The following is a 12,319-nucleotide window of genomic DNA, read 5'->3' as shown; positions in this document are numbered from 1 at the left end:
CGCCTCCTACTGTCCGACGATGCCGAATTCGATGCGCCGGTTCTGCGCCCGGCCCGAAGCCTTCGAATTCGAGGCGATTGGCCGGCTGCTGCCATAGCCGACCGGGTTCAGGCGCTCGCGGCGCACGCCGTCGGCGACCAGATGGTCGACCACCGCATTGGCGCGCTCGACGCTGAGCGCCTGGTTCTTGCGGGTTCCGCCCTGCGAATCCGTATGGCTGCCGATTTCGACCGTCGCGATCGGGCAACGCTGGACGATCGCCGCGATGCGGTCGAGCAGGCCGAAGCTGCCGGGCAGGATCTGCGCCGTTGTTCCCTCGAACTGGACCTTCTCGCGATCCGTCTCGACCCGCAGCGCCAGCTGGCATTGCGGGCCGCTCAACGGATCGCCACCGACCGCCACCATCAGCGACGACGACAACTCGAACCCTTCCGGCAAGTCCGACTTCACCGCCGCCTCGATGGCGGCCTTGGCTCCCTCCGACACGGCGACGCCGGAGAGCGAGAGCTTCGTGTCGACGAGATCGAACCGTCCACCCTGAAGCCGGCTGACGGCCTGCAGCGCGACATCGACGGCGTCGACAAAGCCGTCCGGCGCGCCGCCGGCGAGCAGGAGGCGCAGCTCGATCCGGTCGGGGCCGAATTTCGGCCTCGCCGCCGCGACGATCTTCTTCACGACCTCGTCCGTCGGGACATAGCCGCTCAGTGTCAGAGCCTCCGCGCCGCGCGCCGCCGCGAAGACGAACGGTGACACGGCGCCGGGCGACACGGCCGAGCGGCGCAGCTCCATGCTGGCCGGCAGGGTCTTCTTGAGCGTCTCGGTCAGGGTGGAATAGGCAGCCGACGACGCCGCCTCGCCGACGATGTCGTACTTGCGGCCGGTCAGCGATACCGAGCCCTTGTCGAGCAGCGCCAACTGGTCGAGGGCGAATTTGAGCGCACCGATCCAGTCCATCTTCGGATCGCCATCGGCGACTCGGACGTGATCGGTGACGGCTTTTTCCGGAAACAGCCGCGTCGCCGTGCTGATCACCTCGTCATGGGCGACCGTCGACGGCACATAGCCGGTCAGGACGACGCTGTCGCCGCTGAGATCGGCCCGCCAGACATAGGGATCGACGGCGGCTGGCAGCAGATCGATCGTGCCGATGCCGACGCCGGCGACCCGCTTGCTGCGGCGCGCCTCGATCTCAGCCAGCGCCATTTCATAATCGGCGACGGTCTTGGCCTTGGCTTCCACCGACAGGACAGAGCCGTCAATGGTAATCTTGCCGCTGCTGAAGCGCCCGAGCTGATAGGCCGAGAAGACGGCGGCGAAGGAGAAGCCCTCCGGCACACCGGAGGCGAGCTGCGTCGTGTCCTCGACAGCACTGCCCGGCAGCGCCGCGGCGAGCGCGTCGGCGATGTCGCGGCGGACGGCGACGGAGGGCACGAAGCCCGTGACCTTGACCGACTTGCCGTCATAGTCGGCAACCCAGGTGAATTTCTCGCTGCGCGGCGGCAGGACGCGGACGTTCCGCAATTGCCCGCCGGCCGGCAGGCTGGTGGAGAAGGCCCGAGCAGCAGCGGCAAAGCTCGCCTCATCGACTGCCGTGCCGTCGACCGACAGGCCGGAGCCGGTCAGCGTCACTGTCCCGACCGAGAGTTCGGCGAGCCGCTGCAGGGCGAAATCGACGAGGACGAGAAAGCCGACCGGCTGGCCCCGCGCCAGCTCCAGCTTGCCTTCGAGCGGCAGGGTCGGCAATTCGCGGGCGGCGGATGCCAGAATGGCCAGCCGCGCCTCTTCGGAAGGCGCGAAACCATGGATCGCAACACTGTCGGCCGAGCGGACCGCCGTCCACGTGTAGGGGGCCTGAAGCGGAATGATGCCGCTGCCGTCGACGACCCGACCGACGCCCCAGACACGGCCGGCCGATTCGACGGCAAGTCGCTGGGCGAGCAGCGTCGGCGACGTTCCCATCACCGTGACGGAGCGACCACTGGTCTTGGCCGTCGCCCAGGGCTGGCCGTCAAGCGCCAGCTGGGCATCGACGCGGTCGCCAATGTCCCGTTCGACCCGGCTGAAGGTCATGAAAAGGGCGAGCATGGTCAGGATCGTCACGATGACGAGGCCTGGAACGAGACACAGACGCCATGCGCTCATCGCCACGGCGCTCCGCGTGGCGAACGGTCGGCGTGACACAGCCTCGACAACCAGCCTGGCAAGGCCCGTTGAATCGAGCTGTTCTTCATGTCGTCTCCCTCCCGATCGCCGGAACGGGATGGCCCATGGAGGCCACCGGTTCGGCTGACGAGTGCTGGGGACGATCCTCGCCGAATTGGTCGAGGGGCTGCAAGCGCGTGAGCGCCTTCATCCCCGGCAAGCTTGCCCAGACGACGACGGAGACATCGTGTGTTGCTCGAATGTCAGGCTGAAGCCACGCGCCTACTGGAGGCTCGGCGGGTTCTTGCCGATCCAGTCGTCCGCCATCGCCAGCGCGGTACGACGCTCCGTCTCCGTCGCGACGGAGAAGGCCTGTTCCTGCAGCTTCTGGATCCACGAATCCGTGTTCAGGGCGCGGTCGCGCGCGATGGTCAGGAACATGAGGCCAACCACGGGCTGGCGGGTGACGCCATCGCCTTCGAACAGCATGTGGCCGAGCAGCGCCTGGGCGCCGACATTGCCCTTGTCCGCCGAAAGCTTTGCCCAGCGGGCCGCCTGGCGCGGATCGCGATCGCCGCCTTCGCCGTCGTAGTACATGCGGGCCAGATTGAGCTGCGCGTCCGAGTCGCCGAAATAGGAGGCGGCATAGGAGAACATCTGCCGGGCGCGGCTGAAGTCGGGCTGGATGCTGCTGTTCGGGATGCCATCGCGATAATAGGAACCGAGCGCGACGAAGGCATTGGAGACGAAGCGCGCGGACGGCGCGTCCGGATTGTCGTCGGCGTGGGCGTCCGCGATTTCGCTGAACAGCTCGAACGCCTTCATGTCGTCCTTGGTGAGACCGTCACCCTCAGCATACATCCGGCCCAGCTTCCACTGCGCGACCGCATGGCCCTTGTCGGCGGCAAAGGTCAGAGCCTCGACGGCCGTCGTCTTGTCACCCTGTTTGTAGGCGTTGAAACCGAAGCGGAAAGCCTCGACCGGGGTGGCGTTGCGGTCCAGCGTCCGGGCGTCGAGCGCTCGGGCCTGGTCCGACCACGCGCCCAGGCCGGCCAAGACGGTGATGCCAAACAGGGCGACGCCGCCGAACGCGTTACAGAATCGCATTGCACGCCATACCATAATTGCCGCCCGCGCCCGCCGACGGCCAACGGGCCATCAGGGTCGTCGAAGCGAGGTTCTCTGTCCGTCCCGCGCTACCGCGGAAATTTCGATTTCCCAGATTATGGGAATGGTTTCGGGCGAATCCGAGGCGGTTGCAGACACGTTCTACTACGCGTGCCATCACAGCTCCGTGTACCCTTGAAGACCAACGATAATTTTTGCCGACAATACGCAAGGTTTGTCCTGTCCGCCCCCGGATGAAAGCGACGGTCGTTCCACTTTATGGCTGAAAGGCGGCAATTGGGGCATGCCGCCCGAGCCGACAGCGAGATGCAATTGCAGTGTTGCGCGCCCGCAACATGGAATCGTAGGGTGCCCCCTACCGAGTTCAAGACAGGGTGTCGCCGGCCTGGTGTCGGGGAGTCCATCCGATGATGCGCAAAGACGAACAAACAAGGAACACACTCGCGCCCTAGCCCGGGGCGTGGCAAAATTCCGTCTTGATTCGCCGCCTCCACCACGCCATTGCACGGACCACACACCTACGGATGACCATGGCAGAGACCGACGACCTATTCGGATCCGGCGCGACCGCACGAGCGATCAAGCCGGCGGATCCGCTTCGCGAAGAAGCCGCACCGCGGCGGACGACGGCCGCGCCGGCGGCAGAAGGCAGCTATTCGGCCGCCGACATCGAGGTCCTAGAAGGCCTCGAACCAGTGCGCCGTCGCCCCGGAATGTATATTGGCGGCACCGACGAGAAGGCCCTGCACCACCTCTTCGCCGAGGTGATCGACAACTCGATGGACGAGGCCGTGGCCGGCCATGCCACCTTCATCGACGTCGAGTTCGCGGCCGATGGCAGCGTGACGGTCACGGACAACGGACGTGGCATCCCGGTCGATCCGCATCCGAAGTTCAAGGACAAGTCGGCCCTCGAAGTCATCATGACGACGCTGCATTCGGGCGGAAAGTTTGATTCGAAGGTCTACGAGACCTCGGGCGGCCTGCACGGCGTCGGCGTCTCGGTGGTCAACGCGTTGTCGGAACTGATGGAAGTCGAAGTCGCGCGCGGCAAGCGTCTCTATCGCCAGACCTTCTCCCGCGGCCATCCCACCTCGAAGCTCGAGGCGGTCGGCGAGGTCCACAACCGGCGCGGCACCAAGACACGCTTCAAGCCCGACCCGCAGATCTTCGGCGTCGGCGCGCATTTCAGGCCCGAACGCCTCTTCGCCATGACCCGGTCGAAGGCCTATCTGTTCGGTGGCGTGGAAATCCGCTGGAGCTGCGCGCCCGAGCTGCTCGGGCCCGACGCTGCGACGCCGCCGACGGCGGTGTTCCACTTCCCGGCCGGATTGAAGGACTTCCTCGCGGCCGAGCTCGGCAGCGAGAAGACGGTCACGTCGCAGATCTTCGCCGGCCGCACGGACAAGGCGAGCGGACACGGCGCGGCGGAATGGGCGATCGCCTGGTATCCGGGCGACGGCTATGTCCGCTCCTACTGCAACACCATTCCGACGGCCGAGGGCGGCACGCATGAGCAGGGTCTGCGCATGGCGCTGCTGCGCGGCCTCAAATCCTACGCCGAGCTCTCCGGCAACAAACGCGCTTCGGCGATCACCGCCGAGGACGTGATGACGTCCTGCGCGGCGATGCTGTCGGTGTTCGTGCGCGAGCCAGAATTCGTCGGCCAGACCAAGGACAAGCTGTCGACGGCCGAGGCCAGCCGCATCGTCGAGAAGGCGATCGGCGATCCGTTCGACCATTGGCTGACGGCAGCACCACAGGAAGCCTCGCGCCTGCTCGACTGGGTCATCGAACGCGCCGAGGAGCGGCTGCGTCGACGCCAGGAGAAGGAAGTCAGCCGCAAGACGGCGGTGCGCAAGCTGCGCCTGCCCGGCAAGCTGGCCGATTGCAGCCAGAGCGCCGCCCAGGGCAGCGAGATCTTCATCGTTGAGGGCGATTCCGCCGGCGGCTCCGCCAAGCAGGCGCGCAACCGCGCCAGCCAGGCCGTGCTGCCGCTGCGCGGCAAGATCCTCAACGTCGCCAATGCCGGCCGCGAGAAGATGGCGCAGAACCAGCAGCTCGCCGATCTGATGCAGGCACTCGGAGTCGGGGCGCGCAACCATTATCGCGACGACGATTTGCGCTACGACAAGGTCATCATCATGACCGACGCCGACGTCGACGGCGCCCATATCGCCTCGCTGCTGATCACCTTCTTCTATCGCGAGATGCCGGCCCTGATCGACAAGGGCCACCTCTATCTTGCCGTGCCGCCGCTCTACCGCATCAGCCAGGGCGGCAAGACGCTCTACGCCCGCGACGACAAGCACAAGGAAGAGCTGCTCTCGACCGAATTCAAGGGCAAGGGAAAGGTCGAGATCGGTCGCTTCAAGGGCCTCGGCGAGATGCTGCCCGGCCAGCTCAAGGAAACGACGATGGAGCCGTCGAAGCGTACGCTCCTGCGGGTCGGCATCGTTGACGGCGATGTTTCTCTCACCGAGGATGTCGTCGAGCAGCTGATGGGCAACAAGCCCGAAGAGCGCTTCCGCTTCATCCAGGAGCGGGCCGTCTTCGCGAGGGAACTCGACATCTGACCGTCGCCGTCGGGCACCACACTCATCCTGGGACCTGTTCCATGTCCCTGGGCCCGGCCAGTCCGGGTCCCCGCTACAAGGAGGTTCCAAGATGATCGTTCGCGCGCTTCTCACGGCCTGCATCCTGACCATCGCCACCGTCGCGCCCGTGCGCGCCGATCCGATGGCGGACAGCGTCACCGCCCTCGCCCCCTCGATCCAGGACGTCCGCACCGTCGGCACCTGGGAGAAGGACGGCAACAAGGGCGTCTACCGGGTCGTGGTGACACGCAGCGGCGCCGAGCCGACGGCGCGGCTGTTCGTCCAGTGGCTGCGCGCCGGCGACGACGGCAGCTACACGGTCGACCGCACCGTCGACATCAAGGAACTGGTCGAGCTGAAACAGAATATCGGCGACTTCGTCATCGAGTCGGATCCGGACGGTCTCAGCATCTTCCTGGAGATGATCAATCCGGCCGCTGACGGCGCCCGCGAGAGCTATGAGCTCTTCATCGGTGACGAGGAGACCTATCGTTTCGGTCCCGCCAGCAACTAGCCAATCGGCGGCGGCAGTCGCGGAAATCGGCCTTTTTCGCCGAAACATTTGACAAGCCGCCGCAAAACCTCGTATTTGCGTGCATCTTTCATCGATGGCGATGTGCTGGTTTGCCGTCCCGTCGGGCTCTGGGCCCTTTTTCAAAACATGACCTTCTCTACGCTCGGACTGAGCCCCAAGGTGTTGGCTGCCGTTGAGGCAAGCGGATACACCACGCCCACGCCGATCCAGGCAGAGGCGATCCCGCATGTGCTCGCGCGCCGCGATGTTCTGGGCATTGCCCAGACCGGCACGGGCAAGACCGCATCCTTCGTGCTCCCCATGATCACGTTGCTGGAGCAGGGCCGCGCTCGTGCGCGTATGCCCCGCACGCTGATCCTGGAACCGACCCGCGAGCTGGCGGCGCAGGTCGAGGAAAACTTCAACAAGTACGGTCAGAACCACAAGCTGAACGTCGCGCTGCTGATTGGCGGCGTCTCGTTCAACGACCAGGAAAAGAAACTCGACCGCGGCGTCGACGTCCTGATCGCGACGCCCGGCCGCCTGCTCGACCATTGCGAGCGCGGCAAGCTTCTTATGACCGGCGTCGAGATCCTCGTCATCGACGAGGCCGACCGCATGCTCGACATGGGCTTCATTCCCGACATCGAGCGGATCGCCAAGCTGATCCCGTTCACGCGCCAGACGCTGTTCTTCTCGGCCACCATGCCGTCGGAAATCCAGCGCCTCGCCGACACCTTCCTGTCGAACCCGATCCGCATCGAAGTCGCCAAGCCGGCGACGACGGCCAAGACGGTGACGCAGCGCTTCGTCCACACCGGGCGCGAAGCCTTCGACAAGCGCGAGACGCTGCGGGAACTGATCCGCGGCGCTACCGATCTCAAGAACGCGATCATCTTCTGCAATCGCAAGCGCGACGTGGCCGTACTCGCCCGTTCGCTCGAGAAGCACGGCTTCTCCGTTGGCGCCCTGCATGGCGACATGGATCAGCGCGCCCGCATGGCGACGCTCGACGCGTTCAAGAACAACCGCCTGACGCTGCTGGTCGCCAGTGACGTCGCGGCGCGCGGCCTCGACATCCCCGATGTCAGCCATGTGTTCAATTTCGACATCCCGACCCATGCGGACGACTATGTCCACCGCATCGGCCGCACGGGCCGCGCCGGCCGTTCCGGCACCGCCATCACGCTCGTCGCCCCGTCCGACCAGAAGTACCTGGCGGCGATCGACAAGCTGACCGGCGACGGCGTCGAGTGGATCGGCGGCGACAAGCCCGCGGCGACGTCAGGCGACGAGCCGGCGGCTGCCGGTCGTGGCCGCGGTCGCAAGAGCGAAGAGCCGCGCGGCGAGCGCAAGCCCCGCGGTGGACGCTCGTCGTCGCGCCAGCAGGACAAGCCGCATCCCGAGATCGCCGCCGAGGCGGCTGTCGAGGCACCGGAAGCGCCGCCGGCCGCCGAGCCGGCACCGCGCCAGCGTTCGGCCGAGCAGCCCGCGCGACGTCCGCAGCAGGATGCCTCGCGCCAGCAGGATGCTCCGCGCCAGCAGGATACGCCGCGTCGCGAACGCGACCAGCGTGACCGCCCTGCCCGTTCCGATCGCCGCGATCGCAACGACAATGACGACAAGGTCATCGGCCTCGGCGACCACGTCCCGCAGTTCCTGCTGCGTCCCGTCCGGGCACCGTCGTCCTGATTTGTTTCCGGGTGCCGGCCACCGGCACCCTTCCTGCCTCCGCTCCGCGAGGCTAGGTTAAGCGGTACGGCCAAGGCCCATGGCCGGCCGGCTTGACACCGCCCCGGCGCGTTTGAACGCGCCAAGCCTCGTCTCCGGGGCTTCGCGGTTCACACACCAATCCATTCCGATTAGTCGGTCCGAGACGCCATTCCGGCGGTCGGCGAAATCCGTCCGCTCGCTCTCGGAGCGGTCGCCGGCAGGGTCATGAGACAGCTTTCCCGCGCCCGGCAGCCGCCTCTAGAGGCGGGGCACGGCCCAGGCGACGAGTTCCTTCAGAACCTCATCCAGCGCGACGTTCAGGCCGCTGACGGCCGATGGCGCCGTATCCTCGGCGACTGGAACAGACGCCTCGAACACCTTGGCCTCGACGACCTTGCCGTTCCGGTCGTTCATGATCTGCGCGAAGATCTCGATCTCGGCGAAACGGCCCGACTGGGTGACGTTGAAGGCGAAGGTGCGGATATTGGTGAGCAGCTGGTAGTCGATCGACAGCCCCTCGCCCGGGCGTCCGACAGCGCGCACGCCGCGCGACTTCTCGAACGCCTGGATGATCCGGCTCTGCACCAGCTTGGGCAGCGTGTCCGGATACTGGGCGTTCGGGTAATAGGCGACGAGCGGGCCGCGCGTGACGACGATGCGCTGGCTCGCCAGCGTCTGCAGCGCGAACGGCTCCGGCACGAGGATCTGGGCGGAAGTCCGCCCCTTGACAGCGGGGGCCGTCTGGAGCCCGGCCAGATCATAGGTGGCCGGCGGCGGCGTCGTCACCAGCTTGCTCACGCAGCCTGAAAGCAGCGCGGCGCAAAGCATGGCCGAGAGCATCCCGACGGGCATGGATCGCTTCTGGGAATGCATGGTCTGGAGTGCCCCGCTCTGCGTCATTTGCGGTTGTAGTCCTGTACCGTCGGATTGCCAAAGATCAGGCGCTGCGGATTATTCTGGATGGAATTCAGCGTCCGGTCGAATTGCGTTGTCGCCCGCCGCAATTGGTCGACGAGACCGTCGACATTGCGCAGGCCTTGGCCGCTGAAGCTGGCGAGATTGTTGGCGATCTGGTCGGCCTTGCCGGAGAACGCCTCGGCGACCTTGCGGATCGCGGCGGCGGCGGCGGTCGCCTCGGCGAAGAAATTCTTGCCGTTCGGATCGGTCACCAGATCCTGCACCTTGCCGAGAATGCCGTCGATGCGAGTCGAGGCGGCGTTGAGCTTCTGCACCATGTCGCGCGTGTTGCTGACGATCAGATCGATGTCCGCGTCCTTGCTCTTGATGCTGGCGACGAAATCCTTGGCATCGGCGACGGTCTTGCCGGCGTCGGCGACGATCTTGTTGACATCGACGGTTGCCGTCTGGACGCGTCGCGCGACGGTGGCGATGTCGTTGATCGTACTTTTGACGGCTTCGACCTGGATGGCGGCGATGATCTGCTTGGCACCTTCCAGCGTGGTTCCAAGCTGCTCGGAGATATTCTTCACATTGGCGATGATCTCCGGGAAGGCATCCGAGGAGTCGGAGAGCTTCTGGGTCACCTTGTCGATATTCTCGATCGTCTCCGCCACCTTGGCTGGATCGATCGCCGCGATGATCTTGTCGGCCTTCTGGACTGCGCCGCTCAGCGTATCGGAGAGCGAACCGAGGCGCTTCGACAGGTCGCCGAACTGGCTCATGAATTCCTTCACGCCGGCGGAGTTCTCGGCGAGCGCGTCCGTGAAGGTCTGGACGTTCTTGATCGACGTCGTCAGCGACGGCTCGGCCGTGTCGATGAAGCCGTTGACGCGGTCGACGGCCGTGTTGACCTTGGCGACGAGTTCCTGGGCGCTGGCGATCAGGTCCTGCAGGCCGGAGCCCTGCGCTTCGAGGGTCGGGATACCCGGCTGGTCGAGCAGGTTCGGCAGCTTGCCGGAGCCGCCCTTCAGCTCGATGAAGGCGATGCCGGTCAGGCCCTGGATGCCGAGCGTCGCCTTAGTGTCCGCCTTGATCGGCTGGGTGGGATCGACGCCGACCATGGCCTCGACCTCGTTCGGATCCTCGGGATTGATCCGCAAGGTACGAACTTCGCCGACCCGGATACCGTTGAACAGCACCTGACTGCCCGGCGCGAGGCCGGTGACGGAACCGGGTATGAGGATGCGCATCGGCTTGCGGATGCCGCTTTCGTCATAGCGCGCGAGCCAATAGACGAACACGAAGCACGCGACGATCACGCCGAGGGTGAACAAGCCGATCAATGCGTAATTGGCGCGCGTTTCCATTAAACTTCGCTCTCCAGGCGACGCGCACGCACGCCGCGGAAATATTTCTGAACCCAGGGATGATCGAACGCGAGCAGATCGTCGATCGTTCCCTCGATGAGGACATGTCGGTCGCCCAATACCGCGATTCGATCGCAGACGGTGTACAGGCTATCCAGGTCATGCGTTACCATGAACACGGTCAGGCCCAAAGTATCGCGCAACGTGGCGATCAGCTCGTCGAACTCGGCCGCGCCGATCGGATCGAGGCCCGAGGTCGGCTCGTCCAGGAAGACGATAGCGGGATCCATGGCCAGCGCGCGGGCGAGACTTGCCCGCTTGATCATGCCGCCGGACAGCTCCGACGGCATCCGGTCGGCGGCTTCCGGGGCCAGGCCGACCAGCTCGATCTTTAGGCGGGCCAGCTCTTCCATCAGGCGCGGCGAGAGACGCAGATGCTCCCGCATCGGGAACTCGACGTTCTGCAGCACCGTCAGCGACGAGAACAGCGCGCCCTGCTGGAACAGCACGCCAAGCCGGCGATCGATCGAGGCGCGCGTATCGGGATCGGCATCGTCATAGGGCACCCCGAGGATCTCGACCGAGCCCGCCCGCTTCTTCTGCAGGCCGAGAATGGTGCGCAGAAGGACGGACTTGCCGGTTCCCGAGGCGCCGACGACGCCGAGTATCTCACCGCGATAAACGTTGATGTCGAGATTTTCGAGAATCAGCCGATCGCCAAATCCGACGGTAATCCCTCGCCCGCTGATGACGACTTCCTTCTCGCGGCCATGACCGTGCTCTGGCTGCGTCGTCATCAATAGTTCACCGCGGCAAAGTAGAGGGCGAAGAGACCGTCGACGACGATCACCATGAAGATCGACTTCACCACCGCGGCCGTCGTGTGCTGGCCGAGCGAGGCGGCGCTGCCGCGCACGGCCAGGCCTTCCGAGGCCGCGATGATGCCGACGATCAGCGCCATGAAGGGCGCCTTGATGAGACCGACGACGAGCGTATTGAACGCCACGGCATCCCGCACCCGATCGATAAAGGCCTCCGGCGACAGGCCGATATAGACCCAGCTCACCAGTCCGGCGCCGACCAGCGCGGCCATGTCGGCGAGGAACACCAGCATCGGCAGAGCGATGACCAGGCCGACGATGCGCGGCATGATCAGGACTTCAACCGGATCGACGCCGATGACGCTCAGCGCATCGATCTCCTCGCGCATCTTCATCGAGCCGATTTCCGCCGTGATGGCGCTGCCGGATCGACCAGCGATCATGATCGCGGTCAGCAGCACACCGATCTCGCGCAGCACCAGAATGCCGACCAGATCGACGGAAAAGATCTCCGCTCCGAAAGCGCGAAGCTGGAACGCGCTCTGCTGGGCAATGATGGCGCCGATCAGGAGCGACATCAGCGTGATGATCGGCACGGCCCGCAGACCGGTCCGGTCGATGTGGAAGACGATCGAGGTGATGCGCAGGCGCTTCGGATTGCCGATTGCCTTGACCAGGCCGCGCGTGACGCCGCCGAGAAGGTTGAGGCCGGAGAGCAGATCCTCCCACGACAGATACATGGTCCGGCCGATGCCTTCGACCAGCTCCAGCGCGGCGCCAACCGGCGGCGGCGATTTGGGGACGTCGCGTTCAGCCGGGTCGAGCGCGCCGAGCAGGCGCTGGGCGTTGTCGGAGGCCCCCTCGATCGTGACCGATGCTTCCTTGGCGCGAAGGCCGCGCTCCAGCCGCGTCAAAAGCCATGCGCCGGCCGTGTCGATATGCTCGATGCCGGAGAGGTCAATCACCGTCGCGCCGGCGACCTTGGCGATCGCATCGTCGATCGATGATTCCAGATTGCCGACGCTGCGCACCGTCCACGGGCCGAGCGCGCGCAGTCGTGCCTGCCCGTCCGCTTCCGAGAATTCGAGTTGCGCTGCTGGTACTGTTGCCGTCGCCACGACTGCTCCGCGTTCGACG

9 protein-coding genes are annotated in these 12,319 nt (G+C 65.6%); 3 read left to right on the top strand and 6 right to left on the bottom strand.

What is annotated here, in order from left to right:
- Positions 1 to 6 precede the first annotated feature (6 nt).
- A complete protein-coding gene (locus tag G342_RS0117360; protein WP_018184442.1) occupies positions 7 to 2,142 on the bottom strand; it encodes an OmpA family protein in 2,136 nt (711 codons plus the stop codon).
- A 282-nt stretch (positions 2,143 to 2,424) separates the two neighbouring features.
- The gene (locus G342_RS0117350; protein WP_018184440.1) at positions 2,425 to 3,249 is read right to left on the bottom strand and encodes a tetratricopeptide repeat protein; all 825 of its coding nucleotides are present in this window, start codon (positions 3,247 to 3,249) and stop codon (positions 2,425 to 2,427) included.
- Positions 3,250 to 3,800: 551 nt separating this feature from the next.
- On the opposite strand from G342_RS0117350, the gene parE reads away from it, so the two are divergent.
- The 3 genes from parE to G342_RS0117335 all read left to right on the top strand — a co-directional run bounded on the left by parE (position 3,801) and on the right by G342_RS0117335 (position 8,073).
- Positions 3,801 to 5,846, top strand: a complete 2,046-nt coding sequence (gene parE, locus G342_RS0117345) for a DNA topoisomerase IV subunit B (RefSeq protein ID WP_018184439.1) — start codon at positions 3,801 to 3,803, stop codon at positions 5,844 to 5,846.
- Between the two features lie 91 nt (positions 5,847 to 5,937).
- Positions 5,938 to 6,381 (top strand): hypothetical protein, encoded by a 444-nt coding sequence (locus G342_RS0117340; RefSeq protein ID WP_018184438.1) that lies wholly within the window; start codon positions 5,938 to 5,940, stop codon positions 6,379 to 6,381.
- 147 nt (positions 6,382 to 6,528) lie between these two features.
- Positions 6,529 to 8,073: a DEAD/DEAH box helicase gene (locus tag G342_RS0117335; protein WP_026304559.1), complete on the top strand. Its 1,545-nt coding sequence runs from the start codon at positions 6,529 to 6,531 to the stop codon at positions 8,071 to 8,073.
- A 279-nt stretch (positions 8,074 to 8,352) separates the two neighbouring features.
- On the opposite strand, the gene G342_RS0117330 is transcribed toward G342_RS0117335, so the two are convergent.
- Genes G342_RS0117330 through G342_RS0117315 form a run of 4 tightly spaced genes read right to left on the bottom strand, consistent with a single transcriptional unit; the run spans position 8,353 to position 12,300 of the window.
- Positions 8,353 to 8,946, bottom strand: coding sequence for an ABC-type transport auxiliary lipoprotein family protein (locus G342_RS0117330; RefSeq protein ID WP_198010816.1), 594 nt, complete (start codon positions 8,944 to 8,946; stop codon positions 8,353 to 8,355).
- Between the two features lie 44 nt (positions 8,947 to 8,990).
- Entirely contained in the window at positions 8,991 to 10,361 is a 1,371-nt protein-coding gene (locus G342_RS0117325; RefSeq protein ID WP_018184435.1) for an MlaD family protein, read from the bottom strand.
- Complete coding sequence (locus tag G342_RS0117320; RefSeq protein WP_018184434.1) at positions 10,361 to 11,158, bottom strand: ABC transporter ATP-binding protein; 798 nt, start codon at positions 11,156 to 11,158, stop codon at positions 10,361 to 10,363. The genes G342_RS0117325 and G342_RS0117320 overlap by 1 nt, the downstream gene beginning before the upstream one ends.
- On the bottom strand, positions 11,158 to 12,300 hold the full coding sequence (locus tag G342_RS0117315; protein WP_026304557.1) for an ABC transporter permease: 1,143 nt from the start codon (positions 12,298 to 12,300) through the stop codon (positions 11,158 to 11,160). Before G342_RS0117315 ends, G342_RS0117320 begins: the two co-directional genes overlap by 1 nt.
- Positions 12,301 to 12,319 lie beyond the last annotated feature (19 nt).

Source organism: Kaistia granuli DSM 23481, from assembly GCF_000380505.1.
In the GTDB taxonomy this organism is placed as follows: domain Bacteria; phylum Pseudomonadota; class Alphaproteobacteria; order Rhizobiales; family Kaistiaceae; genus Kaistia; species Kaistia granuli.
This window is presented reverse-complemented; position numbering and strand designations above follow the sequence as displayed.